Origin of the sequence: Desulfatibacillum alkenivorans DSM 16219 (assembly GCF_900142135.1) — a bacterium.
Classification (GTDB): Bacteria; Desulfobacterota; Desulfobacteria; order Desulfobacterales; family Desulfatibacillaceae; genus Desulfatibacillum; species Desulfatibacillum alkenivorans.
Window position 1 is genome coordinate 28,410 of the sequence record NZ_FQZU01000039.1, and the last position, 26,871, is coordinate 55,280.

General features: G+C 55.0%; 23 protein-coding genes. 12 read left to right on the forward strand and 11 right to left on the reverse strand.

Features of this window, described 5'->3' with window-relative positions:
* Window positions 1-88 precede the first annotated feature (88 nt).
* The 4 genes from BUE18_RS22310 (at window position 89) to BUE18_RS22325 (ending at window position 7,960) form a co-directional block, all read left to right on the forward strand.
* Entirely contained in the window at window positions 89-1,936 is a 1,848-nt protein-coding gene (locus BUE18_RS22310; protein ID WP_073478378.1) for an autotransporter assembly complex protein TamA, read from the forward strand.
* On the forward strand, window positions 1,937-5,866 hold the full coding sequence (locus BUE18_RS22315) for a translocation/assembly module TamB domain-containing protein (protein ID WP_073478379.1): 3,930 nt from the start codon (window positions 1,937-1,939) through the stop codon (window positions 5,864-5,866).
* Between the two features lie 107 nt (window positions 5,867-5,973).
* A complete protein-coding gene (locus tag BUE18_RS22320) occupies window positions 5,974-7,194 on the forward strand; it encodes a PP2C family protein-serine/threonine phosphatase (protein ID WP_073478380.1) in 1,221 nt (406 codons plus the stop codon).
* A 34-nt stretch (window positions 7,195-7,228) separates the two neighbouring features.
* On the forward strand, window positions 7,229-7,960 hold the full coding sequence (locus BUE18_RS22325; RefSeq protein WP_073478397.1) for a hypothetical protein: 732 nt from the start codon (window positions 7,229-7,231) through the stop codon (window positions 7,958-7,960).
* Between the two features lie 43 nt (window positions 7,961-8,003).
* Here the strand turns inward: BUE18_RS22325 and BUE18_RS28070 are convergent, their stop codons facing one another.
* Window positions 8,004-8,174, reverse strand: coding sequence for a hypothetical protein (locus tag BUE18_RS28070; protein WP_170868434.1), 171 nt, complete (start codon window positions 8,172-8,174; stop codon window positions 8,004-8,006).
* A gap of 37 nt (window positions 8,175-8,211) precedes the next feature.
* Window positions 8,212-9,030 carry an MBL fold metallo-hydrolase gene (locus tag BUE18_RS22330; protein ID WP_073478381.1) on the reverse strand — a complete coding sequence of 273 codons (819 nt, stop codon included), beginning with the start codon at window positions 9,028-9,030 and terminating at the stop codon, window positions 8,212-8,214.
* A gap of 199 nt (window positions 9,031-9,229) precedes the next feature.
* Between BUE18_RS22330 and queF the strand changes: the two genes are divergently transcribed.
* Window positions 9,230-9,619, forward strand: coding sequence for a preQ(1) synthase (gene queF / locus BUE18_RS22335; protein ID WP_073478398.1), 390 nt, complete (start codon window positions 9,230-9,232; stop codon window positions 9,617-9,619).
* A 19-nt stretch (window positions 9,620-9,638) separates the two neighbouring features.
* Window positions 9,639-10,574, forward strand: coding sequence for a hypothetical protein (locus tag BUE18_RS22340; protein ID WP_073478382.1), 936 nt, complete (start codon window positions 9,639-9,641; stop codon window positions 10,572-10,574).
* Here BUE18_RS22340 and dusB read toward each other — a convergent pair.
* From dusB to dnaJ, 4 genes are all read right to left on the reverse strand, one after another.
* On the reverse strand, window positions 10,561-11,574 hold the full coding sequence (dusB, locus tag BUE18_RS22345) for a tRNA dihydrouridine synthase DusB (RefSeq protein WP_073478383.1): 1,014 nt from the start codon (window positions 11,572-11,574) through the stop codon (window positions 10,561-10,563). The two genes, BUE18_RS22340 and dusB, sit on opposite strands and share 14 nt — an antisense overlap.
* Window positions 11,575-11,616: 42 nt before the next feature.
* On the reverse strand, window positions 11,617-13,797 hold the full coding sequence (locus tag BUE18_RS22350) for a DNA translocase FtsK (RefSeq protein WP_073478384.1): 2,181 nt from the start codon (window positions 13,795-13,797) through the stop codon (window positions 11,617-11,619).
* 151 nt (window positions 13,798-13,948) lie between these two features.
* Window positions 13,949-14,320, reverse strand: a complete 372-nt coding sequence (queD, locus tag BUE18_RS22355; RefSeq protein WP_073478385.1) for a 6-carboxytetrahydropterin synthase QueD — start codon at window positions 14,318-14,320, stop codon at window positions 13,949-13,951.
* Between the two features lie 33 nt (window positions 14,321-14,353).
* Window positions 14,354-15,454, reverse strand: coding sequence for a molecular chaperone DnaJ (dnaJ, locus tag BUE18_RS22360; RefSeq protein WP_073478386.1), 1,101 nt, complete (start codon window positions 15,452-15,454; stop codon window positions 14,354-14,356).
* A 283-nt stretch (window positions 15,455-15,737) separates the two neighbouring features.
* On the opposite strand from dnaJ, the gene BUE18_RS22365 reads away from it, so the two are divergent.
* On the forward strand, window positions 15,738-16,586 hold the full coding sequence (locus BUE18_RS22365; protein WP_073478387.1) for an RNA polymerase sigma factor: 849 nt from the start codon (window positions 15,738-15,740) through the stop codon (window positions 16,584-16,586).
* Window positions 16,587-16,597: 11 nt separating this feature from the next.
* Window positions 16,598-16,948: a DUF3795 domain-containing protein gene (locus BUE18_RS22370; protein ID WP_073478388.1), complete on the forward strand. Its 351-nt coding sequence runs from the start codon at window positions 16,598-16,600 to the stop codon at window positions 16,946-16,948.
* A 318-nt stretch (window positions 16,949-17,266) separates the two neighbouring features.
* Here the strand turns inward: BUE18_RS22370 and BUE18_RS22380 are convergent, their stop codons facing one another.
* The gene (locus tag BUE18_RS22380) at window positions 17,267-18,328 is read right to left on the reverse strand and encodes a FecR family protein (protein ID WP_073478390.1); all 1,062 of its coding nucleotides are present in this window, start codon (window positions 18,326-18,328) and stop codon (window positions 17,267-17,269) included.
* Between the two features lie 341 nt (window positions 18,329-18,669).
* Here BUE18_RS22380 and BUE18_RS22385 point away from each other — a divergent pair, with 341 nt between their 5' ends.
* The 3 genes from BUE18_RS22385 (at window position 18,670) to BUE18_RS22395 (ending at window position 21,584) form a co-directional block, all read left to right on the forward strand.
* Complete coding sequence (locus BUE18_RS22385) at window positions 18,670-19,845, forward strand: PAS domain S-box protein (protein WP_073478391.1); 1,176 nt, start codon at window positions 18,670-18,672, stop codon at window positions 19,843-19,845.
* 31 nt (window positions 19,846-19,876) lie between these two features.
* Window positions 19,877-20,425, forward strand: a complete 549-nt coding sequence (locus BUE18_RS22390) for a response regulator (protein ID WP_073478392.1) — start codon at window positions 19,877-19,879, stop codon at window positions 20,423-20,425.
* A 106-nt stretch (window positions 20,426-20,531) separates the two neighbouring features.
* Window positions 20,532-21,584: an START domain-containing protein gene (locus tag BUE18_RS22395; protein WP_073478393.1), complete on the forward strand. Its 1,053-nt coding sequence runs from the start codon at window positions 20,532-20,534 to the stop codon at window positions 21,582-21,584.
* A 62-nt stretch (window positions 21,585-21,646) separates the two neighbouring features.
* Here the strand turns inward: BUE18_RS22395 and BUE18_RS22400 are convergent, their stop codons facing one another.
* The 3 genes from BUE18_RS22400 to BUE18_RS22410 all read right to left on the reverse strand — a co-directional run bounded on the left by BUE18_RS22400 (window position 21,647) and on the right by BUE18_RS22410 (window position 25,663).
* Window positions 21,647-23,446, reverse strand: a complete 1,800-nt coding sequence (locus tag BUE18_RS22400) for an AMP-dependent synthetase/ligase (RefSeq protein WP_073478394.1) — start codon at window positions 23,444-23,446, stop codon at window positions 21,647-21,649.
* Window positions 23,447-23,722: 276 nt separating this feature from the next.
* On the reverse strand, window positions 23,723-24,088 hold the full coding sequence (locus tag BUE18_RS22405) for a hypothetical protein (protein ID WP_073478395.1): 366 nt from the start codon (window positions 24,086-24,088) through the stop codon (window positions 23,723-23,725).
* A gap of 417 nt (window positions 24,089-24,505) precedes the next feature.
* Window positions 24,506-25,663 carry a hypothetical protein gene (locus BUE18_RS22410; protein WP_170868435.1) on the reverse strand — a complete coding sequence of 386 codons (1,158 nt, stop codon included), beginning with the start codon at window positions 25,661-25,663 and terminating at the stop codon, window positions 24,506-24,508.
* Window positions 25,664-25,720: 57 nt separating this feature from the next.
* Here BUE18_RS22410 and BUE18_RS27685 point away from each other — a divergent pair, with 57 nt between their 5' ends.
* Window positions 25,721-26,116: a hypothetical protein gene (locus BUE18_RS27685; RefSeq protein ID WP_139264868.1), complete on the forward strand. Its 396-nt coding sequence runs from the start codon at window positions 25,721-25,723 to the stop codon at window positions 26,114-26,116.
* A gap of 166 nt (window positions 26,117-26,282) precedes the next feature.
* Here BUE18_RS27685 and BUE18_RS22415 read toward each other — a convergent pair.
* A partial coding sequence (locus BUE18_RS22415) for an electron transfer flavoprotein subunit alpha/FixB family protein (protein ID WP_139264858.1) occupies window positions 26,283-26,871 on the reverse strand: 589 nt, incomplete at its 5' end.

The window sequence follows — 26,871 nt, forward strand, 5'->3', positions numbered from 1 at the left end:
TCCTGGCTTGTCAAGAAAAGAAACCCTCGGCCTCCTTGAGGAATCTATGCCTTTATTCGGCTTTAGGGGTGTGATAACATACAGGTTTATGAAAAGATTGTTTAAAATACATGTGAACCTTTTGCTTTTGTTCATGATTCCAGGTCTGATAGTGGCTTCTCCCGGCAAGGACTGGACTGTCGCCAAGGTAAAAATTGAAGGCCTGGAAACCGTCTCCGTCAAAAAGGCCAAGGCGGTGCTTTCCGTTCGCCCCGCCAACATCAGGCCTTGGGTGAAAGATCAGGTGTTTAACCAATCCCTGGTGGATGCGGACATCAAAAACCTGACCCAGCTTATGGAGCAGGAAGGGTATTTTGAATCCCAAATCGATTACACCCTGGACGAAAATCCGGATCGGAAAAAGGTTTCGGTCAGGTATAAAGTCACGGAAGGCCCACCGGTTCTGGTGGACTCCATGGACATGGAGGGGCTGGACGGCTTGTCCGAAAAACTTCGGGAGGAGATCGTTGAATTCACTCCCCTCAAAAAAGGGGAGCGGCTTCGCACCGAGCCCTACGGCCAGGCCAAAGACAAGATCATCGGCTTATTGAACACACACGGCTATCCCCACGCTGCGGTGACCGGTTCCATTATGGTCAACAAGCAGGAAAAGACCGCGGCCGTAACTCTTAAAGTGGAGCCCAAGGGATATTATTTGTTCGGACCGGTTTCCGTTGCAGGCCTGGAGAACACCAATCCTAACGTTATTCTTTCCCGCGTGACTTTTGACGAAGGAAAAATGTACACCCGCAAAGAGCTTGAAGAAACCCAGCGGGAAATATTTTCTTTGGGCTTTCTCTCCAAGGTCGGGGTGAAAACCTCGGAAACCAAAGAGCAGGTGGAAAGCGCGGCGCCGCCCACGCCGGAGAATCCGGGCAGCCTGCCTTTGGAAATCACCGGGGAGTACAAAAAATTTAAAAGCCTACGGTTCGGAGTCGGATACGGCACCGAAGAAAAGCTGCGGCTTCAGGCCGGATGGCGGCACAGGCATTTTACATCCCAGGCCACGCAGCTTGATTTATCTGTGAAAACCTCTGAAATCCTGCAAAGCGCCCAGGCCGAGTTATGGCAGCCCTATTTTTTTTCCAAAAAGCAGGAGTTTAAAAATACGCTCGGCGCCAAGCGGGAAGATGAAATCAGTTACATCGACCTTTCGTTTTTCAACGAGGCTTCCGTCACCCGTAAGCTGTCCAGATATTGGAGCGGAACCATAGGGCATCAATTGGAGATGCACAGGCCCGAGGAATACTCCCTGGATCTTCAAGGGGATGAAACCGAAGCGGAAAACAATTACCTGGTTTCGTCCTTGGCTGTAGGCCTGGAAAGAGACTCGCGGCCAAAAGTGCTTATCCCCCGTTCGGGAACTTTTCTCTCCACCCGGTACTGGTACGGATCTTCCTCGTTGGCCTCTGAAATAGATTACTATAAGGTGTCTGTGGAGGGCTCCATCCTGATTCCCCTGGGCGAACGTTTTGTGCTGGCCTCCAGGGCCGGTTTCGCCGGAATCGAGACCTTGGAGGATACGGAAACCGTGCCTTTGTTCATGCGTTTGTTTTCCGGCGGCACGCACAGCGTCCGGGGATACGAATACCAGCACCTGGGGCCTGTGAACGACGACGGAGAATACCTGGGCGGCCAATCCCGGTGGGAGGGCTCCATAGAGCTGCGGTTCCCCATTTACAAAAAAATTACCGGAGTCGCCTTTACGGACTGCGGTTCTGTTTTGGAAGATCCGTTCTCCTTTGACGGCAGTTCGTTCCGTTACACGGCCGGCCCCGGCATCCGGTACGAGTCTCCGGTGGGCGCACTGAGCCTGGACGTGGGCTATCAGTTGAACCCCCAGGACGATTATGCAGACACATACCGCGTCCATTTCAGCGTTGGCCAGGCGTTTTAAATGAAACGAATTTTTAAAATATTAGTGTGGGCGCTGCTCGTTTTTTTAATCTTCGGCTTTGTTGTCGTCCCCCTGGCGCTGCGCACGGATTTCGTCCAGAAGCGGCTTACGCAATACGCGGAAAACGCAACCAAAGACCTGCCCGTCTCCATTTCCTTTTCGCGAATCATGCCGGACGTCCTATCCCGGGTAACCGTCGAGGGTCTGAAGATATCGGCCAAAGACGAAGTGATTTTTCAGGCGGAGAGCGTCACGGTGGGGCCTTTACTGCCCGGCGTCCTGGGCGAGGAAATCTCCCTGGGCCGTGTAATCGTGGACAATCCCGCAGTTAGCCTGGTCAGAAACCCGGACGGCTCGTGGAACGCGGCGTCCTGGTTTCCCCCTTCGGAAGACGAAGTAAATCAGGAAGATAAAGAACCCTTCACACTGGCCCGCTTTCCCGTTTCCATCTCCAAGGCGGAAATCAAAAACGGCCGGATTCAGGTTAGGGTTTATGCTCAGGACGGCCAAGTTTTGATGGACCAGCCGTTTCAATTGGATTTGAAAGGCCGCCTTAAGCCCTTTGCCGCCGTGGTGAACAACCTGACCCTGCGGGGAGCCGGCAAGGAGAATGCGGATTCCCTGGCCTGTAAAGGCGTGTACGATCTCAAAGACGGCGCCGAGACCCAGGTGCAGATTAAAGGGGAATCGCAATCCCTGGCGCAATGGCGGGCTTTGGCGCCCGGCCTGCCGGATTTGAAAAACCTGATAATCTCCCTGACCGCTCATGGGCCGTTGGATAAGCCTGAATTCACCTATGCTTTGAAGTGCGATCCGGAGCAAACCGTGGAAGGAATAGCGGGTTTGGATTTGACCCGGGAGGAATTGACGGCGGTGGTCAAGGCCACGGTCAACGGATTGGTTATTGATAAACTGGCCCCAAGCGTCCCTGGAACCGTCAACGGAAAAATTTTCGCCGGCATGAAAGGCCTGTGGCCAGAAGCGGACATTGAGGTCGATGCTGTGTTGCTTCAGTCCAAGATTTTTACTTACGACATCAGCAGAAGTAACGCATTTTTAGAGTACAACCGGTCCGGCCATTCCGAGTTGGAATTGACTGCGAATATAAATCAGGCGGAGTTCAAGCTAACGGCCAACGGAAGCGCCAAGGGCCTGCTGGATCAGGACGCTCCGCTCTCCGTGCAATTTAACTCCGAGGTTCAGAACGCCGATCCCAGGAAGCTGGCCATGGGCGCTCAGGCGCCGTCCGGCGATTTGAACTTCATCTTGGACGGCCGGGCGGACAAGGAGCCGGGGCAGGGCCTCGCTGAGACGGTTCTTAGCTTTAACGCCGGATTTTCCCCGTCACGCCTGGAGCAGTTGGAAATCAATTCAGCCTCCATCAAAGGCATCCTGGACGGCCGGGGCGTGGAGGTTCGCTCGGCCAATGTGCAGGGTCACGGCATGGATCTTAGTCTATCGGGCAAGGTGGATTATGAAGCCCGGGGCCTTGTGAATGCAAAGGCCGAAATAACCGATTTGGCCGGCCTGACCAGCCTGTTCCTGGAGCAGCCTATTCCGGGCGCCGCCAACCTAAGCCTGACGGCCAAGGGTGATCTGGCCGATCCTGACATCCAGGGGGAAGTCACGGCTGATCTGCCGGATCTCTCCGGCCCGAGCGGGCAATTCCTGAAATCCCCTGTCAAAGGCTCGGCGAAAGTCAACCTGAAGGCCAAGGGTAAATGGAAGAACCCAACCATAGACGGCCGGGCGCAGCTTGCCCTGCCGGATTTATCCGGGCTTGCCGCGCCGTATCTGGAAGACCCGCTTAAGGGCGCGGCCGACGTGGATTTATTCGCCAAAGGCCCGGCCTTGAATCCGGCTCTGCACGGCGAAATTTCCATGCGCGGAGTAAAGTATTTGGATTACGCGATTGACCAGGGGGATTTTAGGGTAAAGGCAGCCATAGACCCCATGACCGTTTCCGTACAAGGCGACGTCAAATCCTTGAATATGGCGGGGCAAGATTTCGAAGCCCTGGAACTGGACGTGGATCTGGATCACAACGACCTGACCTTTGCCTTGAATGGAACAGGCGGCGCGGCGGACAGCATAAATGCCACAGGCAGGCTTGCAGGCTATCAGAGGCCTGAAAAGAAGTTGACCTTATCCGGCCTGGAATCGGTTTATCAAGGCAAGCGGGCCGCGCTTGTCAAACCCGCTGTTTTGGAAATTCTTCCTGATTCCGTAAAAACTTCCGGGTTGGAACTGGTTTGTGAGGAGCAAATCCTGGAGATCAAGGGAAGCTATGGTTTTGATGGAAACCTGGAGGCCTCCGCAAATCTACCGAATCTGAACCTCTATCGGTTGTCTGAAATTTTGCAGTTGTCCAGGCCTATCAACGGGGCCGGAGACGCCTTCCTGGCCGTAAAAGGCTCCCTGGAAAAGCCGGAGGTCAGGTTTGAGGTCAACGCCCAAGAGGTCAGCATCGACAAGGATTTGCCCGGGCTTTCCCTTCATGCGACGGGAGTTTATGAAAATAGCCTTGCTTTCGTGAGTGCGGATTTGGTTCCGGAAACCGGCGGCAAGCTGGAATTTAAGTCAACCTGCCCCATGGAACTGGGGCTGCCGTTGAAAGACGATTTTCTGCCCCGCAGCGGATTGCAGGCCTCCATCAAAGGCCAGGGCCTGGACCTTGCCTTTCTCCCCCAATGGGTGGACGGCCTGGACGTCCTGGAAGGCGTCCTGAGCCTGGAGGCCGCCGCTTCGGGAGATCCTCGGGCGCCCATATTGCACGGTTCGGCCTCCTTGGCCGCCGGCAACATGGTTGTTAAAGAATGGCAAGATCCCATTACGGATGTGAAAGCCCAATTGGAATGGACGCCCGAGCTTGTCGCCATCAAGGATTTGTCCGCGCGCACCCAAAAGGAAGGCGAGCTTCACGGCTCGGGAACCGTGGCCCTGGAGAACTTCAAGCCCACGAATTTCAACCTGGCCCTGCAAACCCGCAACTTCGATCTATCTTACTGGAACATGATAACGGCCAGGGCGGATTCGGACTTGAAGCTGGCGGGCTTGTGGCCGGATATTGACCTGACCGGCCAGGTGAAGGTGGGTAAGGGGGAATTCCGGCTTGACCGTTTTATGGCGGAAATGCGACGCAAGGTGTCTGTGGAAAAGGACGTGCGCATTGTGGGCGAAGAAGTGGAGGAAAAAGAATCCCCCATCAAGCCCATGGGCCTGGACCTGCAGGTGAGCATAGAAGGCCCCATGTGGATACGGGGCGAGGGCGCCCAGATTCAGGCGGGGGGCGACCTGAACGTGACCAAAGAGCGTCAGTCCGAAGCCATACGCACCCGAGGATATCTGGAAACCAAACGGGGCGTATACGAGTTCCGCGGCAAAAATTTCGACGTGGAAAAAGGACGTGTGGATTTTGTGGGCCTTTATCCGCCCGACCCTATCCTGGAGATCGTGGCCGCCTACAAAGTAGCCGGCGTGACCATCTATTTGGAGATAGGCGGAACGCCCTCATCCATGATCATCACCCTGTCCGCGGATCCGGAGCTGGACCAGACGGATATCGCGTCCTTATTGATTTTCGGGAAAAGGGCCTCGGATCTGAGCAGCGGAGAATCCAAATCCCTGAAAGAGCAGGGCGCCGCCATGCTGGCGGCCAAGGCCTTGGATGAATTCAAGCAGATTGTGGGCGCGGACGTTCCCGTGGATATGCTGAGCGTGCGCAGCAACGGCGAAGGAAACGGCGGGCAGGATTTGGTGGTGGGCAAGTATTTGTCGCCCAAGCTGTTTGTGACCTATCGCCGGGGGATTTCTTCCGAAAGCGCCAACGAAGTCCAGTTGCAATATCAACTCACGCCAAAAATCTCCGTGGAGAGCCAGATCAGCCAATCCGAGTCCGGCGTGGACCTGTTTTGGAATTACGACTATTAAAATGCGAATAATTTGACAGTTTTTTGAAACCTCTGGTAATCTGAAAATATTGGCGGTGGGGCGCTTTTTCAGCCATTAAGGGATGAGGCAGGGAGATTAACCTGGTGATGAAATCTGCGCCAATATTGATTGTGGATGACGACCCGGGAGTCCGGCATTTGCTCAAAGAAGGGCTTTCGGCCTGGGATTATCAGGTGATGGAAGCCCAGGACGGTTTGGAAGCCTGGGAGATCCTGAAAGAAACTCCCGTCACGCTGGTGATCTCGGACTGGATGATGCCCGGCATGGACGGCGTGGAGTTGTGCCGCCGGATTCGTGCGCATCCTTTTCCCTCCTATGTTTACGTTGTGCTTCTGACGGCAAAATCCCAAAAAGACGACCTGCTCCAGGGCATGGAGGCCGGCGCCGACGACTTTATGGGCAAGCCCTTTGTCATGGCCGAGCTCAAGGCCAAGCTGGCGGCCGCCAAGCGCATTCTCAACCTGGAGCGCAGCCTGGAGGAGAAAAACGCCAAACTCCAGGACATGTACAAAGAGCTTACCCATGCCCAGGACATGCTGAACAAGGACATTGCCGCGGCGGCCTGGATCCAGCAAAGCCTGCTGCCCAATTCCAGCATGGTTTACGGCTTTCGCTTCGACTCCCTGTTCATGCCCTGCAAGGTGATCGGCGGCGATATTTTCAATTATTTCCCCGTAGACCGCTACCATCTGGCCTTTTACTCCCTGGACGTTTCCGGCCACGGAATCCCTGCGGCCATGCTTTCCGTTACGGTCAACAAAACAATCACCAGCATGCCTTTTCACGAGGCCCGCTTTTTTGCGTGTTCGGACGGCGCCGAATTCAGCCGCAGCATTTCACCCTCCTCCATGGCCAATGAGTTGAACCTGCTTTTTCAGCGCACGGAAACCGTGGAGCAGTATTTCACCATGGTGTATGGCATTGTGGATCGCAGGAACGGAAATATCATCCTCACCCAGGCGGGTCATCCCTACCCCATTTTAATCCCGGACCAGGGGGAAGCCCGTTTGTTGGGGAGCGGCGGCCTGCCCGTGGGCCTGCTGCCTGACGCCGAGTTTGCCGAGGACTTGTATAGAATCGACCCCGGCGACAGGTTGTTTTTGTATTCGGATGGAATAACGGATTGCCTGGATCGGAAAGGAAATAGATTTTCCCAGGAAAAACTTGTAAACTTTTTATCTGAAAAACGCGACTTGCCTTTAAAGGACCTGATGCGAAGAATGGGGGAGGAGCTTGTGCATTTCCGCGGAGACCCCAACTTTGAGGACGACGTCTCCCTCATGGCAATGGAGCGGATTAAAGAGTAAAATCTGATTTGTATTGATGGAAAGGAAAGCCTCCATGAAAAAACTGTGTATAGCGATCGGGATTATCGCCTGCTTCCTGACGGCAGGCTGCAACACCTATAAGGCCCAGCCCTTGTCTTTTAAAACGCCGGCCAGCTACGAAAATTCCATGAACGTCGCCGGCGCGGACATTGCGGCGAAGGCCTATTTCGATCCCCAGGAAGCCAAGGAAACCTTTGGCTTTGACATTCGCGAATCCGGGCTGATTCCCGTGCTCGTGGTTTTTGACAATCAGGGCGGCGTTCCCTTTTGGATTAACGGAGACCAGACCTTTTTGGAAGACCAGGAAGGCAATATCTGGCCTGTGCTGGCCGATAAAATCGCCTATGGGCGGGTCACCAAATACGCGGACACCAATGAAATTTTCAAGTCCGCCGGTAAAAATGCGTTGTTGGGCGCTGCCGCCGGCGTTATAATCGGGGCGGCCGTGGGCGTGGTCACGGGCGACTCGGTGGGCGAGAGCATCGGCAAGGGCGCGGCCATTGGCGGCGCCTCGGGCGCTACTTTGGGCGGCGCCTCCAAGCTGGACAGCAACGAGGCCAGCAACCGGATCATAGACGACCTGGAGTCCAAAACCCTGGAGAACAAGGCCATTCCGGGTCAGGGGCTGGCCTACGGCTACATCTTTTTTCCGGGAGAAGCCGAATCCGTCAAAACCCTGCGTTTGCAGATCAACGAATACGGCGAAGAGGGACAAAGCCATAACTTGAAGTTCGCCCTGCAATAGGAAAGACCGCCCGAAAAAGCCTTCAAAAGGCTTTTTCGGGTTTTTATTCGTCGTCAGCGTCTTCCGGAGCGGAGCCTTCTTCCACGGCTTCCTTGACCGCCCTGTACACGTCTTTGAAAGTCTCCGGAAACGAAGCCGGGGAAACCCGTCCGACCTCGATGAATTTCACCACGATTTCTTTGCTGACGGTCAGAATTTTTTCTTCAATAGCCATGCTAATCGCCTTGTTTTTCAGAGCCGTTTTGCGGCCCTTATATTTCCAGTTCCCAACCTTCCCTGGCAACGTAGGTTTGGGGAAAATCAGCCCGGGCCTTTTTTTGCATTGCGTCCAGCATTTCGTCGGTATGGTTGGGATGGTGATGAAAAAGATGAAGGGATTTCACGTTGGCCGCTCTGGCCAGCTTGATGCCCTCTTCGTAGGTGCTGTGTCCGTATCCCTTGAAATTGGGGTATTCTTCGGGCGTGTATGTGCTGTCGTAAATCAGAATGTCTGCGTCTTTGCACAACGGGGTCAGCTTGTGGTCCACGGAGTCGTAATGCTCTGTGTCCGTAGCGTAGACCACGGATTTGCCCTTCCACGTCACCCGATAGGCGAAAGACCCTCCGGGGTGATTCATCTCGGCGGTTTCTATGTCCACCTCGCCGATTCGATGGCCGACCCCTTCCTCCAGAGCCTTAAAGGTGATGCGGGAGGGCATTTGGCTGAGCAGGACGGGAAAATTCTGGTATTGCTGCTGGTAATGCATGGCGGTTTCCAAACCCTTGTTGATCTGGTGCGCGCCCATGATGCGGATGACGTTCCCCTGGACGTATCCCGGGGAAAAAAAAGGAAAGCCCTGGATGTGGTCCCAGTGCGTGTGACTGATGAGCAGCGTGGCGCTTCCCTTGCCATTGCCGAAACAGGAGTCCGCCAGTTCATCGCCCAGGACGCGCAGGCCTGTGCCTGCATCCAGGATGACCAGGTCCTCGCCGCACCAGACAGCCACGCAAGGCGTATTCCCTCCATAGCGGATGGTGCTTTGGCCGGGCGTGGGTACGGTTCCCCTTACTCCGTAGTATTTGATTTTCATGTGTTTTGCCCTCGGGGTCTGTATCTACCAAAGGCCCGGAAGGCGTGTCAAGCAAACTGAAGGCCAAGGACGTAAAATATTGACGCATTTTCTCCCATCAGGTATAGACCCAATACCATGCTTGGACCGGGCGCTTAAAGCCGCGGCCTTGCAATTTCTCCGGGGGCGGCCCCGGAAAGAAAAAAAAGGGGCGAGCAAAATGAGCGAAAAAGTCAAGCTCAGGGCGGACGGCCCGGAAACCATAGACGCTTCCGTGCTGGAAACCATTGATTACCAATACCAGACATCCAGGGACATCGACATTCGGATCGATCAGCCGGAATTCACCTCCGTGTGTCCCATGACCGGGCTTCCCGATTTCGGGACCATCACCGTCAACTATTGCCCGGATAAAAAAATTGTGGAGCTGAAGTCTCTCAAGTACTACTTTCTCCAATACCGCAATGTGGGAATTTTTTACGAGCATGTGGTAAACCGGATTCTCGAAGACCTGGTGAAAGCCCTGGAGCCCAAAAGGCTGGAAGTGGCGGGCGACTTCACCCCGCGCGGAGGCATCAGCACCCAGGTTAGCGCCAAGTACGTCAAATAATCCAACCAGGCGGAGTGTAATGACAAAATTTGTCCGTATCTTAACCGTTCTGATCATTTTTCCGGCCCTGGCCCTTTTGGGCTCCGGGTGCTCCACCGTCAACTTTTATACGTCTTCTCCTCAGGAATTGGCCCAGGAGCTTATGGGGCCCCCGGGGAAATTGAAAAAGCAGATCATTGTGGCCCAGTTTTACAATCCATCCCAGGCCCAGGATCTGGATTTGACCGCATTGGTGGGCGATCCCTTGAAAATCCGCTTACGGGACAAGTGCAAACGGACCTTTGTCCAGGATTCGCCCAGAGTTGAGTACCTGGTTACCGAGCATTTCGGCCCCATCACCGGAGTGGACCGAAACCTGGCCCTCATGGCCGAAGCCAGAGCCGTAGGCGCGGGCATTGTGGTCACCGGTTCTTTGTGGAAAGTCTCCCTGGAAGAAGAGAAAAAAGGCATCTATCCCTTCCGGGAATCCGTAAAAGTCATCAAGGTCAGTCTGGACCTGTGGGTGTATGACTCCCTGACCGGCTCCAAGATCGAAGACGCCAGAATTTTTTCCAGTAAGCAGTTAAAGGACGGCGAAGACCTGGAGACCGTTGAGTGGAAACAGGAGATCTTCTCCGACATCGTCAAGCAAACCGAAGATAAAATTTGCGACGCTCTCTCCGACTTGCCCTGGACGGGTTTTGTGACCACCGTGGACGGCAAGTCCGTGACCATCGCCTCGGGTGAGGAAGTGGGCCTGAGAAAAGGCATGCTGCTCTGGATTTGCGCCAACGGCGATATCGTGGACGGCGTAAAGGGCGAGCAATTCGTCGTGCCGGGCAAGCGTCTGGCCCGGGCCAAGGTTGTGGAAGTGTATGCCGGATCCTGCCGGGCCGAACTGACCGAAGACGCGGACGTCTCCAACGCCGCCTGGGTGTCCATCCGCAATCGGCGGGACAGCATCAATCCTTTGTAGATCCATCCAAAGCGGCGGGAGCTTCTTCCCGCCGCTCTTCAATGTTTCTAAAAAACTCTTCGATTAATTCCCCTGCCTGCTCTTTGGAGGCTATGCGGGTGATCTCCCCCCGAAACCTGGCGGCGTGCGGAAGGCCTTTTACAAACCAGGCCAGGCGGCTTCGCATCACCCGGCATCCGTGCTCTTCGCCCAAATAATCCATGGTATCGTCCAGGTAGTCCAACAGCACTTTTTTCCTGTCGTCCAGGTCGATTTCCTCCATGGGCCTGTTTTCCAAAAGGCGCAGGGCCTGGCGGAAAATCCAGGGAGCGTATAGCACAGCCCGGCCGATCATCACGCCGTCGCACCCGGTTTGCCCCATCATTTCCAATACATGCTCAGGCTTGGTTACGTCTCCGTTGCCTATGACCGGAATGGCCAACTCCTGCTTGAGCCGTTTTATCCGGGACCAATCCGAATGCCCGGAAAACCCCTGCCTGGCCGTGCGGGGGTGTAGAACCACGGCATCCACGCCCGCGTCCTGGGCGATTCTGCCCAAGGCCACGGCCTCGTCGCCCGAGGCGTCCCAGCCCGAGCGCATTTTGATGGTAAAAGGCAGGGAAGTGGCTTTTCGCACCTCTTTCAGGATTTTTTCCGCCTTGGGCAGGTCGGCCATGAGCGCGGAGCCTGCGCCGCCTTTCAGCACCTTTTTAACGGAACAGCCGAAATTGATGTCCACAATGTCCGCTCCATGTTCCGCAACGATTCTGGCCGAGTCCGCCAGCACCCCGGGATCGGAGCCGAATATCTGAATGGAAAGCGGCCGCTCCTCCTCCTTGCTCGTCATGAGCTCCATGGTCTTTTTTTGATATCGGATCAACCCGTTGGAGCTGATCATCTCGGAGCATACAAGGCCTGCGCCATGCCGCTTGGCCATTAGCCGGAAAGGCAGGTTGGTGACTCCGGCCAGGGGCGCGCACACCAGGGGATTATCCAGTTTTAAGGAAGCAATCTTTAACATGGAGGTTCATGTATTCCAGGGATGGATAATAAGCAAGAGGCGTTAATCGTTCAGGTAGCTCCTGGCCAGAACTTCCCGGGGTTTGACGCCGTCGGAGGGGCCTACGACGCCTTCCTTTTCCATGACTTCGATGATGCGGGCCGCCCGGTTGTAGCCGATGCGCAAACGCCGCTGAATCATGGAAATGGACGCCTGGCCGGTTTCCGTAACGATAGCCACGGCTTCGTCATACTTGACGTCGTAATCCTCTTCGGTCAGTTCGCCGCCGGAGGAGGCTTCCGGGGCGTCGGTCACGGACTCGTCGTATTCCGGTTTCTGCTGGCTTCTCACGTGGGAGAGAATGCGCTCCAACTCGCCTTCCGAGACGAAAGCGCCGTGCATACGCTGGATTTTGGCGGCGCCCGGCGGTAAATACAGCATGTCGCCCATGCCTAACAGGGTTTCCGCTCCGTTGGCATCCAGAATGGTCCGGGAGTCAGTGCGGGAGGAGACCTGGAAAGACACCCTGGTGGGGAAGTTGGCCTTGATGGTTCCCGTCAGAACATCCACGGAAGGCCTTTGAGTCGCCAGAATCAGGTGGATGCCGGCGGCGCGGGCCATCTGGGCCAGACGCTGGAGGGCGGCTTCCACGTCCTTGGAGGCCACCATCATGAGGTCCGCCAGTTCGTCGATGACCACCACCACGTAGGGCATGTATTCGGGGTCTTGCTTTTTTTCCTCGCCTTCCAGCAAAGGCGCCTTTTTGGAAAGTGCCGCCTTGACCTTTTGGTTGTACCCGCCAATGTTCCGGGCCCCCATTTCGGCCATGGCCTGATACCGGCGCTCCATTTCGTTCACCGCCCAATACAGGGCGTTGGTGGCTTTCTTTACGTCCGTCACCACCGGAGTGATCAAATGAGGGATGCCGTCGAACATGGAAAGCTCGATGCGTTTGGGGTCGATCATGACCAGCTTCACCTCTTCGGGAGAGGCCTTGTACAAGAGGCTGGCGATCATGCAGTTCAGGGCCACGCTTTTGCCCGATCCCGTGGCCCCGGCAATGAGCAAATGAGGCATTTTGGCAAGGTCCGCCACACAGGAGTTGCCCTCGATATCCTTGCCCAAACACAGGGTCAGGCGGGACTTTGAGCTTTCAAATTCCTTGGAGCACGCCAATTCCTTAAAGTAGACGAACTCGCGCTCCATATTGGGGATTTCTATGCCCACGGCGGCCTTGCCCGGGATGGGCGCCACAATGCGAACGCTCATGGCGCGCAGGGCCAGGGCCAGGTCGTCCGAAAGATTGGCGATGCGGTTAATCTTCACCCCGGGGCCGGGCTCGTATTCAAAAGTGGTGATGACCGGGCCCGGGCAGACTTCGCTCACCCTGCCTTGCACGCCGAAATCCTCCAGCTTTTTTTCCAGCAGGCGCGACTGCATTTCCAGGTTTTTGGCGTCCGCTCCCTTGGGGCGGGGGGGCGGATTATCCAGCATGTCCACATCGGGCAAGGTGTAGCTTCCCGGAATCATAAAATTGAAAACCTGCTGGGTGGCCTTGTTCTTGGCGTTTGAAGGCGGCTGAGGCTGCTCCGGCGCCTGCTTGATGGCGGGAGGATCCTGCTGTTTGGGTTTTTTCCTTTTAGGCCGGTTGGGCTTGGCCTTGACCACAACGGGTTTTTTGGCTTTGGCCTGGGCGCGGCGGTTTTTCAGGTAGGCGAAGCCCTTGCCCAAAGATTCGGCGGAGCTTTTCAACACCCTGGTTACGGATATGCCCGTCGCGAAAATCAGGGCGATGGTCCAGATGGCGGCCAGGGCGATGGCTGAACCGGTTATCCCCAAGGCTTTCACCAGGGCGTCTTCCGTCAGTCCGCCCAGGATTCCGCCTGACTGCCAGTTTATGCCCGTCCATTCATCCAAACCGGCCAGGGCTTGCACCCCGCCCGTGGCGATAATCAGGCAGAAAGCGCCTCCCACGGTCGGCAGCCAGTGGGGAAGATCTTGTTTTTTCAACAATTTAATCGAGGCTTGCAGAAGAAGTACGGGAATCCAAATGGACCCAAGGCCGAACAGGCCTATGAGCACTCCGGCGAAATGCGCTCCGGCGGGGCCGAAAATATTGTTGATTTCCCCGTCTCCGCCTATGTTTAAAAACAGCGCCGGGTCCTCTGGGGTGTATGTCGCCAGAGCGCCGAGAGTAAACACGATAACGAATAAGAAGAGTATACCGGATACTTCCTTGCGCATTGCTCCTCGTAATAAGACCGTCCAGGGTTAAGGCATCCGATTTCGCTTCCAGGAGGGGGGATTAATAGGTTGGCGCCCCCCTCGTCCTTAAGTTCGGACAGTATCATCACGGAACGAGCAAAATCAAGTGTAAATATCCGTTTTTGATGGGCTATTGCACTATATACGTGGCGCTGGCGTTATCCGACTCCCAGGCCGTCACCGAGTAGACTCTGGCCTTGTCCGTGTTCACGGCCGCGCCCAGTTTGTCGGCGATAATGCGGGCGATATTTTCGGAAGACGGCGGGCAGTCGGAAAACATATCCAATTCATTCAGGAATTTATGGTCAAGCTCCTCCATGATGCCCCGGAGGCTCTTTTTGATGACGCCAAAGTCCATCAATACGCCGCCCTCGTCCAGGCCGTCGCCTTTGATGCAGACCTCCACCTTCCAGTTGTGTCCGTGAAGGTTTTCGCATTTATGCCCCACCAGGGTTAATCTGTGGGCGGCCGCAAAATCGGTTTTTACCTTTAATTCGTACATGGATCTGATCCGTTCTTTTGGATGGGTGTTTTTTTATGCTTTACCGCCCAACACTCTTTTCAGCTTGTTGGTGAGCTTTTTGTCTTCCTGTTTGGCGAATTCCTCCAACAGGGCTTCCTGCTTTTTGCTCAGGTTGGTGGGCGTTTTCACCATCAACTGGATGATCTGGTCGCCCCGGCCGTTGCCGCGCAACGACGGAATGCCCTGGTTGTGCAGGGTCACGATGTCGCCGGGCTGGGTTCCTTTTTTCACCTTCAGGTCGGCCTCGCCTTCCAAGGTGCGAACCTTGATGTCCGCGCCAAGAGCCGCCTGTACAAAGGAAATGGGCACCTGACAGACTACGTCCACGCCCTGGCGCTGGAAATACTCGTGGGGCTCCACATACAAAAAGACGTAGAGGTCGCCGGGAGGTCCGCCCTGGGGGCCGGCCTCGCCCTCGCCCGAAAGGCGCAGTCTGGAGCCGTTGTCCACGCCGGCGGGAATGCGTACGGTCACTTTTTTTCTGGCTTGAACCACTCCCTGGCCGTGGCAGTTCTGGCAGGGGGTTTCAATAATCCGTCCTTGGCCGCGGCATTGGGCGCAAGTGGTGCGGACCGTAAAAAAGCCCTGGCGGGTGGTGGATTGACCGGTTCCCTGGCATTGGGGGCACACGGTGGGGCTGGAGCCCTCTTCGCAGCCGGATCCACCGCATTCTTCGCAAGTTTCGGGCTTCTGGATGTCGATTTCCTTTTCCGCGCCGAAGGCCGCTTCCATGAAATCCAGACGCATGTCATAGCGCAGATCGGAGCCGCGCATAACCCGGTTTCTTCCCCGGCGGCCGCCTCCAAACCCGAAAAACTCTTCAAATATGTCTCCAAAGCTGGAAAAAATATCGTCAAAGCCGCTGAATCCGCTAAAACCCTGGCCGGAAAGGCCTTCGTGGCCGTACTGATCGTAGATGCCGCGTTTTTTGGGGTCCGTCAGGACCTCGTACGCCTCAGCGGCCTCTTTGAACAGTTCCTCCGCTTCCTTGTCCCCGGGGTTGCGGTCCGGGTGGTATTTCATGGCTAACTTGCGATAAGAAGCCTTAAGTTGCTGCGCCGAAGCGTCTCGCTCAACTCCCAATACTTCGTAATAACAACGTTTTTCGCTCATATTCGGTTTGCTGTCTGGTTTCTGAATGGATTAAATGAATTTTCGCACAATAGCCAAAAAAGGCTTTTATTAGCACCCAAAAACTTAACACATCAGGGGCTGTTGTCAACGCCTGACAAGACCTTGATTTTTCTTTGCCAAAAACTAAGCCGTGCGGGAATCTTTGCGCCAGGGCTAAAAAGGTTGTAAAATAAAAAAATTCGCATTTCCTGTCACACATCCCCTTGTTTTGCACTCTACCCTTACAAGCCGCCCGGGACGGCCGAACTAAGGAGAGAACGCCATGAACGAAAATTTGGAAAATCTGGCAATAAAGGCAAAGCAAGGAGACAAGCACGCCCTGGAAAGCATTGTCCGGGCCATCCAGCACAGGATCTTCGGACTGGCCCTGAAAATGCTCTACCACCCCCAGGACGCCGAAGACGCCGTTCAGGAGATCCTTATCCGCATCATCACCAATCTGGGGAGTTTCGCCCACAAAAGCTCATTCGATACTTGGGCTTTGAAGGTGGCCTCCAATCATTTGATGGGAGTGCGGAAAAAACGGGCTGCCTACTGGTTCACCTTTGAAAGGCGCCAGGCCGCCATCGTGCAGGACCCCCCGGACGCCCCCTCCCTGGATTACGACGAGGCGGAGCAGGAGTTGATCGTCAAAGAAATGCGTCTCGCCTGCATGCAGGGACTCCTGCAATGCCTGGATTGGGAGCATCGTATCGTCTACATCCTGGGGGAAACCATGGGCATTCCCGGCCCGGAAGGCGCCGCCATCCTGGACATCAAGCCTGCTGCTTTCCGGAAAAGGCTGTCCCGGGCCCGGGAGAAAATCCGGGAGTTTCTGAGCGTCAATTGCGATCTCTACGAAAAAGGCAATCCCTGCAACTGCCTCACCCAGGGAACGCTGGCCATGCAGAACGGCCTCATGGACCTGAAAGCGCTTTCCTTCGCCGATCAGGGGCCGGGCCGCGACGGCCAGAGCAGCCTGGAGGACAGCCTCAAAGCCCTGGAGCATTTAACCAGGGAAGCGGCCATCATGCGCTGCCAGGCGGACTGCCAGGCCCCCCGGGATTTCGTCCGGGCCATTCGCCGAATGCTGGATTCCGAAAAATTTCAGGAACTCAAAACTCTTAACTAGGAGGAAATGCCATGGAAGAAATGATAGCTTATTGCGGCCTGGATTGCGCCCAATGCCCCTCGTACATCGCCACAAAAAAGGACGACGACGTCATCAGGGCGAAAGCGGCGGCCTTTTTAAACAAAACCTATGGATTCGACCTGACGCCCGAACAGGTCAACTGCGACGGGTGCCTGCCCAAGGAAGGCCGCAAGCTGGGATATTGCGCGACTTGCGAAGTGCGGGCCTGCGGCGAAGAAAAAGGCTTGGAGAATTGCGCCCATTGTTCGGACGCGCCTTGCGGCAAGCTGGAGGCTTTTCACAATTTTTCCAAATTCGCCAAGGACAATTTCGACAGGGTTCTGCAAAAGCTGCAATCGTGAGAGTGAAGGAGACCATGGGTCGCGGCGGCCTCTCTGTTTTGTTGGGTTTCGCAGAGTGGCATCCGCCCTTTAATGCGTTTGAACCAGACGCATTCTCCCAGCAGTTTAGAATCCAACTTCAGAGCTTTACCAGCCTGCGTTTCATACATAAAAATAGTAGGTGGGTAGAGTTTACGGAGTTTTTTCCACAGAGGCTGTTTTCTTTGCGCCGGGAGCAACACCCGAAGCCAAAAGCATATGAACGAAACCAAAAAATATATCTTAAAAAAAGCCCCGGCCGGTTGAACCGGCCGGGCTTTTACGGTTTTTAAAGGAATTTTATTCGCAGGGGTTCTTGCTGGTGAAGGCGCCGGGTTTGGGCATGCCCAGGTCATTGGGCTTGGCGGAGCGGCCGCCGCCCTCCAGGTCGCCGATGCTGCCTTCGTCCACGCCTTCGATGGCCCGCTGATCTTCAAATTCGTCCATGGCCGTCTGGTACAAGGCGTCCCACTCTTCCACCAAGGCGCCCGCCTCGATGGCGGCTTTTTCCGCGACCTCGGCTGTCTTGAGCCGTTCCTCAGCCACACGAGCCGCTTCTCTGGCGTCCGCCAAAATCTGCTTGTCAGGCGTCCAATCCTCCAGATACTTGGCGCTGTACAAGGCTTCCTCGGCTGAGGCTTTGTTGGCGCGGATCCAGGCCAGTTTACGAAGGCTTTCCGCCGCCGCCTGGTCCAGATCCTCTTTTTCGCTGGCCCGTTGGGCCACTAAAGCGGCTGTTTTTGCGGCCAGGGCCTTTTTAATGAATTCGTTCTCCTTGGCTGCCGCCGGAGGGACGTTTTCCGCAACGCCCATTTTCCAAGGCCCGATGGTGAAGCTCCTGTCGCCTTCGTCAAAGGACATGAAAGCCTCCCCTTTGTGATCCAGGGAAATCAAAGCGGCGATGCGCGTGGTCCCGGCGTCCTCTCTCAGGCCCGAAACCATGGGCGGAACCGCTATTTCAGAACGCATCTGGCGGTAATCGGTTTCTATCCATATTTTTCCCGCATACAGGGTGAAGCGCCGCCGCGTCTTGTCCGACTGAATCAACGGCAAGCCCTTGCGGGTCCATTGCTTGAACTCCACGGCCGAATAACGGCACAAGGTGACGTTGGTTCCGTCCTCAAAAACCAGCTCGGCGCTTCCGTCCAGGGTGACAATCTTGTCCCCGGAAAAAATAGGAAGCCCGACCACCACGCCGCCTCCCCACACATCCTGGCCCCGGAGTATGACTTCACCTGAAAAAACAGCCACCTTGCCGATGGGCTCCTCTCCCGCAAGAACGGGGCCGGCGCTGGTCAGCATGAGTGTTATGAGAATCAGAAAAATGGAAATTTTTCCAAAAATAGTGGAGCTTTTGTTCATTTGGCGTCCTCTTTGCGGCTATTTGAAATCATGGGGATCGGCAAATCGAATATTCTAAGAGACTGGTAATAATGCTGAATACTATTGATGCATATCCGGGTCAAGCCCTTTTTCCACACTTGGCAAGTATTTGACAATGCCAGGAAAACCTGCTACAAAAATTTAGTTCCACGAGCGGTCAGTTATTTTCCCCAATACACAATCACGCTTCTTATTGCGCCACGACCGTTTAGACGGGTGCGTCCAATGGGAGCGGCGTCTGTTTAACTTTGTTTATTCATTGGGGATGAACCTTAAAAAAGACCAATAAGGCGAAGGCCGCCGCCAGTCAAGGAGAAGCCTTGTCATCGGACCGGGAATCCCTATTTGAAAGGCTGGAGTCCTGCGAGACCCGCCTGCATATGGAAAGCATGCGCAGGCAGGCCGCCCAGGAAGCCTGGGAGATCAGCGAAGCCCGCTATCAGTCCTTGATAGAGGGGATGGAGGATATCGTCTTCACTCTGGACTCGCAGGGGGAGATCATCCAGGTGAATCAGGCGGTGGAAAGGGCCTTGGGCTATTCGCCGGACGAGCTGATAGGGAGGCGTTTGTCCGAGTTTATTCTGGAACCGGATCAGGAGCGGGCGGTCAACCAGTTGAGCCGGGTGTTCGTCCATTCACCCCAAGCGGGCGAGTACAGGGCCTTGGACAAGAACGGTGCGCCGGTCTGGTTCCGGGTGACCGGATCGCCGGTTCATGTCATGACCGGCGCCGGCGGAGTTCGTTGCATTGCATCGGAGATCACCAGAGAAAGGATGCAACAGCAGGAGTTGGTGTGGTCCCGTCAGATGGCGTCGGCCGGGCAGCAGGCCGTATTTCTGGCCCGGGAGTTCTGTCTTGTCTGGCGGGAAGCCCAGGACCATATGTCCTCGCTGGATAATATGGTCAAGGAAGAGCCTGAGTTGGGGCCTTTCTGGACCAGATTCACCGAGGCCGCCGCACGCCTGAAAGACGCGGCGAAAATGATCGCCTCCCTGGACCCGGCCGTCAATGAAATGCTCAGGGCTGTCAACCTGAATCAAAGCATTGTCAACGTGTTCCGGCTTTTCAGATCCAGGTTCGATCGAAAAGGCATCCGCACTACGCTTAGCCTTTCCACCCAGATTCCGTTTACCATGGCATGGTCCAAAAGGATGGAGCACGCTCTGTTTGTTTTATTGAATCACGCCTGCGCCGCCGTGGAAAGCAAAATGAGGTCGCCCGAGGCGCCCGGAGAAATCAGTGTGACTTCCCGAAGAAAAAAGGATAGAATTATTATCGAGTTGTCCGACAACGGCCCGGGTTTGTCCAGGGAGGACTGCCATCGCATTTTTGATTTCAATTATTTGCGCCCCGGGGGAGGGGCCGAAGAAGTCGGCGGCCTTCACATGCCCTGGTCCATTATTGCGGACCACGGAGGCTCGTTAAAGGCCGGAGCCTCTCCCGAGGGCGGCGCCTTGTTCACCATAGAGCTTCCGGTGCGGCGTCCCGGCGCCTGATCCCAATTATTCACGTTTTTTAGGACGCGTTATGCCTGATTATTCAATACTGCTGGTAGAGGATGATTATTATATCAGAAACGCCATCGCGCGGGATTTGCAATCAAGGGGGTACGGGGTCGCGGCGGCCTCCGGCGGGGAGGCGGCCTTGGAGCTGTTGGCCGTGCAATCCTTTGATCTGGTTCTGACTGACCTTGTCATGGAACAGGTGGACGGGCTGGAGGTGCTTAAGGCGGCGAAAAGCCGCCATCCCGACGCCATGGTGATTATCCTCACCGGATACGGCAAGGTGTCCATCGCCATTGATGCGTTGAGGCTGGGCGCGGACGATTTTCTCCTCAAACCCGCCGAACCCGAAGAAATTCACTTTCGCGTGGAAAAATGCCTGCAAAAGAGGGAGTTCAGGCTAAGAATCCGGGCTTATGAGGAAATCCTGCCCATCTGCTGCGAGTGCAAAAAAATCCGGGACGACCGGGGCAGAGAGCCAGGCGCCGGAGACTGGATGGATCTGGAGGATTACCTGGTGGAACGCGAAAAGATCAACGTGGATGCAACCCTATGCCCCGCCTGCGGAGGCTGAGGAATCGGAGAACGGCATTAGCCTTCCCTTAGCCCTGAACCGTCCTGACGCAGTCTGAAAGCGGGTCTTTTTTTAATTGCAATTTTACCAGACGAGGAGATTTACTATGAAAAAGGCCTTGATTCTCCTGGCGCTTCTGGCGGCCGCCTTTTTAGCGGCCGCCCCTTTGTGCATGGCCGAAACCCAATATGGAGAATGGGAATTGGTCATGGATAAAAACGGCATCAAAGCCTATTCCCGCAAGGTGGAGGGGTCGGGGATCTTTGAATTCCGTGCAGTGGCCGTAGTTGACGCTCCCATCGAAGTGGTGGGCGAAACCCTGCGGGACGTTCCCGCCTGCGCCGATTGGCTTCCCTATTGCCAGGAAGCCCGCCTGCTGGAAATGACGGACCGGAACCACTTTTCCACATACAATATGTTTAATCTGCCCTGGCCCCTGAAAGACCGGGACCTTGCTTTGGGGACGGACACGGAGTACGACCTCGTCCATGGCCGCGCCGTGTCGAATTTTCGCAACATTGTCACTCCCGCCTGCCCGGAAAGCGACGACTACATCCGCATGCCTTCCCTGAAAGGGCAATACGTCTTTGAATTCATCACCCGGGAGAGGACCGGCATTATCCAGACCTACCGGGCGGACCTGGCCGGGGCCATTCCGGACTGGATGGCCAACATCGCCACCAAGTACATGATGTACGACACTTTCATGAACTTGAAGGCCTTGTTTAAAAAGGAAAAGTACATCGAGGCCGCCAAGCAGTCCCCGGATCGTGAAGTCTGCCTGAACATTCTGGAGAACAAAAAACGGGTCAAGGAAATCCTGGTGGCCCGGCTCAGGGAATTCATCCAGGACCAGGATTTTATTGAAATGATCCTGGCCGACCGCGATATCGACGGCGTGCTGCTTTCGGACAACGGCAGGACCAGCGAAACCATTCTCTACGGATGGGGCTCGGACGAAAGCAAAAAGACGGCGGTCCAGGGGATTTTGCGCGCCTATTTAACCGCACAGGGGCAGTGCGAAGAAACCATCGAGGCCGCGGTCAAGGATGACCTGCTGGTGGAAACCATCCTTCACGGGCCTGACCAGGCCGGCCAAACGTCGCCCAAAATCATCGAGACCTACCTCAAACGGAACAGCGTCGTCGCCAGCAATTAGCTCAATATGCGCGGGGGATCGCACCCTTATCCAAGGGGGCGATCCCCCGCTGTTCACTCGCTTTATTCCTTATACAAATCCTCTATCGCGTCATTGTACTTGTCGAAAACAGCCTTCCTTTTCAACTTCATGGTCTGGGTGAGCATGCCGTTGTCCAGGGTGAAGTCGTCGGCCAGAAAGATGAACTTTTTCGGAATTTCGTATCCGCCGTACTTGCCTTTCAAGGAAGCCGTAATTTCGGCGGCGATCATGTCCGTGATTTCCTTGTTTTCAACCAGGTCAAAGGGATCGGCGGACAAGCCTTTTTGCCGGGCGTAATCGCCCAGGACCTCGAAATCCGGAACCACCAGGCAGACGTTGTATTTTTTGCCTTCCCCGGAGAGCATGGCGTTGGCCACGTTGGGCAGCAGCCGGATGTCCTCCTCGATGGCGCCGGGATAGACGTATTTTCCGTTTTGCAGCTTGTATTCTTCCTTGATCCGGCCGGTGATGAACAGGAAGCCATCCTCGTCGATCCTGCCCCGGTCGCCGGTGCGGAATCCGCCGTGGGCGGTCATGGCCGCTGCGGTGGCCTCGGGCTTGTTGTGGTAGCCCTGCATGACGTTGGGGCCGTATACGATGATCTCGCCGTCGTCGCCGATGGTGTCCACGCCCGATTGATCAATGACCACCTTGACGTTTTCGATGGGCCTGCCCACGCTGCCCACTTTATAGGCCGAAAAACAGTTCATGCTGACGGCCGGCGAGGTCTCGCTGAGTCCGTAGCAGTCGAATACGGGCACCCCAATGTCCGCAAAAAAGTGGGAGATTTCCGGATTCATCAAGGCGCTGCCCGTCAGGGCGCCCTGGAGGCGTCCGCCGAACTTGTCCCGGATTTTTTGAAAGACAATCTTGTCCGCCAGCTTGAATTTCAGGTTCACCAAAAAACTGGACTTGCCTTCCGCGGCCAACTCCCGCTTTTCCCTGGCCGCTTTTACGCCCATGTCAAACAGGGCTTTGGGCAGGCCCCCGGTTTCCGCCATTTTGGCCTGCAGGCCGTCGTAAATCTTGTTGAACACCCTGGGCACGGCGATCATAAAGGTCGGACGGACAAGGGCCAGATCGTCAGCCAGCGTCTCTACGGACTCCATGAACCCGATGGAACCGCCGAACTGCATCCAGTTGTAAAGCTCGGCCGTCTGGCCGTAGGAATGAGCCCACGGCAGAATGGACAGGCTGCGGGCTTGCTCGGTCAATGCCTCGGTGAAAAGGTGATACCCCCCTGCGGCGTTGGAGGAAAAGTTCTGGTGGGTCAAAAGCACGCCCTTGGGCTCTCCCGTGGTGCCGGAGGTGTATACCAGGGCGGCCACGTCGTATTTGTCCGGTTTGATGGATTCCACGGGATTTTTCGCGCCCAAGGCTTCCAACTCGCCCAGGGAGGCTTCGCCCTGGGTTTCGATGATGAAAATCCTTTCCAAACCCGGCGTGCGGTCGGCGAAGGCGGAAACCTTCTCAAATATTGCGGGCTTGGACACGATCAAAATCTTCACGCCGCTGTCCCGTATGATGTATTCCCAGGTGCTTTCCAACTCAGCCTCGTACATGGGAACGAACCGGGCGCCGGCGCCGTAGGTTGCAAACGCGCTGATAGCCCATTCCGGCCTGTTGTTGCCGATGAATCCCACCACGTCGTTTTTTCCCACGCCCATCTGCACCAGACCGGCCCGCAGGTTATCCACACGGGCTCCGGCCTCGCCGTAGGTCATCCAGTCCAGCCCGGTTTTCTCCTTATTTTTTACTCCGAAAAGGGGGTTGTCTTTAAATCGCTTCACTGCATCTTCAAACAGATCCACTAAATTGTTCGGGGTTTCATATCTCTCCATGCCTGCTCCTCCAAATCGTTTTGCCGGAACAACGCCATTAGTCCGGCGAATAGTAACTGACGAAATACAAACCTGCGGTTGTGATGCCGGGCATCGGCATTTTCAATAAGCCGGTTCATCCCCCGTTCAACATAATCGCGGTTCCATATTTCCTGCTCCTCCGGGGCCGAAACCAAGGGCGGCGTCCCCTCCTGCAAACCGACCGGGAGAAAAGGCGTTTGGAAGAGCTATGAACAGACGGACAACCCCGGGAAAAACCCGCCTTAAGAGCAAGATTCAGGGCCGAACGTCCACAAATTTCAAAGCACGAAATTGGCCGAACGTCAAGGAATCTGCAACGGAATCTGCAACGGGATTATACAGGATTGGAGGTTTTCTTTTTGCATTTAAACCCACGCCGAACGATTTAAAAAGAACCAAGCGTAGAAAATCGAATTTTGCCGTTATGCGATTCCCATGCGTGGCAAGTGCGCCGCTTGCCGCGTCAGAAATGGTGGGACGCCGCTTGCCGCGCACGGCTTGTTGTCGGCTGGCCCAGGCAAGGCCGTTATTTGCCTGGGCGCGTAAGCGCAAAAGGCGCCGCCCATATTGATTGTCGATATTGTCAACGGCTGGCGGGCGAACAATCCCATTCAAATCCATGTTTTTGCGTAGTCGCGAGGTCTCCTCGCATGGTAGTTGCGGGGTTCCCGCGCACAATAGAGGCGCAATAGGTGCGTCCTTTCCGGCCGTCATTCCCAAGCGTCTTTGTCGGGAATCCAGCTTCTCATTTTTTTTTGTTCGGATGCTTCGCGTGGGAATGAATATTGAACTATCTGAAATTATAGCAAATAAATGTATCTATGACGCTTTTGAACGCCGTCGGCGGCAATGGAGCACAAAAAAAGCAGGGCAAGCCCTGAATCTACGCTGTTCCCACAAGTCCATGGGCCAATTGGGACATGCTGCGGCAAATGCCGCCCACAGGGGGGCGCGCCAACATTGCCTTTTATGCCGCAAAGGATTCATTTAGATGTAGCGACAGGCCCCCGTGCCTGTCCGAACCGCGCTCTGCGCAGCTTAATTGTCTTTCCCGGTCTGGTTTTTTTCGGCCAGCCGGTTTTTTTCAAACGCCGCACCCATGTGGAAATCATTGGGGAAAAACACCATGGAATCTTTCGGCGCCTGGCTTTTTATGGTTAACCCGCCATCGATAAACTCCACTGCAAGCGGCTGTCCGGTCAAAGGATTTAAAGGAAGTACCCCTAAAAAATCCGGAACAAGGGCATCAAGGCTTTTCGGATATTGGCCATGTTCAATACGGTAGTCCCATAAGGCTCTGATTAATATTTCCATGTTGTTATGAAGTTGTGCGGAGCATTTAAAGTCCATGGCGCCAAATTTGTACAAACCACCAAGCATCTGACCGATATAACTGTGCTCATATTCCGCAAATGATTGGCTAAGGTTTTCCCGAAAGTTGATGCAGGGCCGTTCAACCAATAGTTTCCAGTTTTTCAAAAGTATCTCCATTTGGTCGAACTGGTAATTGATGAACAGCGTTTCCATTGGAAGGGCGCAACAAACCTTATCGATAAAATACATTTCTCCGGATAGTTTCCGGACGCAGGAAGCGTCCTCAAGTTTAAAATCCTGGCTGACCATGGCTTGGGCAACCCAGGTAAACTCCAATTCCAGGGGTTTTTGGGGGAAGTCATAAAATGCAGCAGTGGAGGCGGGAAGCATCGCATTCTCAGGCTTTCCTTCGGAAGCAAACAGGCATTTTTCTTCATAGTCCCTGATCAGTCCCTGAAAGTGAGGTCCGAAATAATGAAGACTTTTCCCTGGAAATTTTTGAAGCCGGTTTGAAAACAAGCGCAGGTCGTTCAAAATCTGTCCCGCTTCGTACAAACGCCCTTTGGCTGCAAGATTCATGGCTGCCAAGCCGCAAAATCGGAACAGATCGAGTTGGCCCTGTGTATCTTTATAATCGTAAAATTCATCATCCAGAGAAAATGGATAGTAGTACCCGGGCCTGAGGCTGGCTTCCAGCATTTTAGCCAGCACATGAGGATGATTGGCTAAAAGCCATTTCACTTCGCCACTCAAAGGGTCAAATCCAGGCTGAATCGCTTTTTCCATAAACTCGGATTCTTCGTGGCTGAAAACGTCGAACAAGGACTTGTATATCAGAAACGAGTTTTTCTCGTCCGGAATGGGGCAGGGCAGGCCGGCCATGGCCTGATCCATAAAAGCCTGGGCCATTTCTATATTGTTTTTTGCAAGGAGGCTATTTTGGCCGATCAGGGTAAGAAACAATATTGCCATCACGGCCGTGGCTGTCAGCAGGGGCTTAAAAAAGGATTTGATTTTGAATTTAACGAAAATGAGGATGCTCAGGGCAGTGGCTATTATCGCCGCAGATGCGGAGTATTGAACCGTCCACGAAGGGATGTACCCAACGAAATTCATGACCCAGAAATACAGCACCGCGCAACCGGCGGCTGTCAGGAACAAAAGGCTATACAGAACAAGCAAGGCGGCCTTGAGCCATGTGCGCTGGATTTTGTGAAACACAAAGGCGACCGCTGCACTCACACAAAGCGGCAAAACCAAACTTTCCAGCCAGATCAATACATAGCCGAAAACCATGTGCTTTCCCTTCTTTTATTTGCGTATAAAAAACAATAAAAACTGTTATAGCATGGAAAATAATATCTCAAAACAAAAATGGGGACAAAACGGACAGTGCGGGAAGGAAGGCTGCTCCACAAAAAAAAGGCCTCGCCCAAAAGCGAAGCCCTTTTTTTAAAGATATTGAAAGTCCGGCGGCATGGCCGCTGAAACAAAAAGGCGATTAGCCCTTCATTTCTTCGAGCTTTTCTTGCATTTCGGGCATGATTTCCAGGATGTCGCCCACAATGCCCACGTCCGCCACCTGGAAGATGGGAGCCTTGGGGTTCTTGTTCACGGCCACGATGAAAGGATTGCCCTTCAAGCCGCCCAAGTGCTGGAAGGCGCCGGAGATGCCCATGGCCATGTAAACCTTGGGCTTGACCGTCTGGCCGGAGGTGCCCACCTGACGGGCGTGCTCCAACCACTTGGAGTCGACAATCGGACGGGAGCAGGATACGTCCGCGCCCATGATCTTGGCCAGGTCAAAAGCCACTTCCAGGTTGTCCTCGCTCTCGATGCCGCGGCCGATGGACAAAAGCACCTCGCTCTTGGTGATGTCCACGTCGCCCACTTCGGCGGCCACGGTTTCCAGATACTTGCGGCCCACCGCCGGAACGTCGGCGGCCTTCTCTTCCACGGCTCCGCCTGCTCCGCCCGCTTCGTCGCCCGCGAAGGCGCCCGGACGCACCGTGATCACGGCGCCGCCGGATACGTCGGCGTCCATCTTGGCGTAAACCTGGCCGGAGTATTCCTGGCGGACGGCGGTCAGC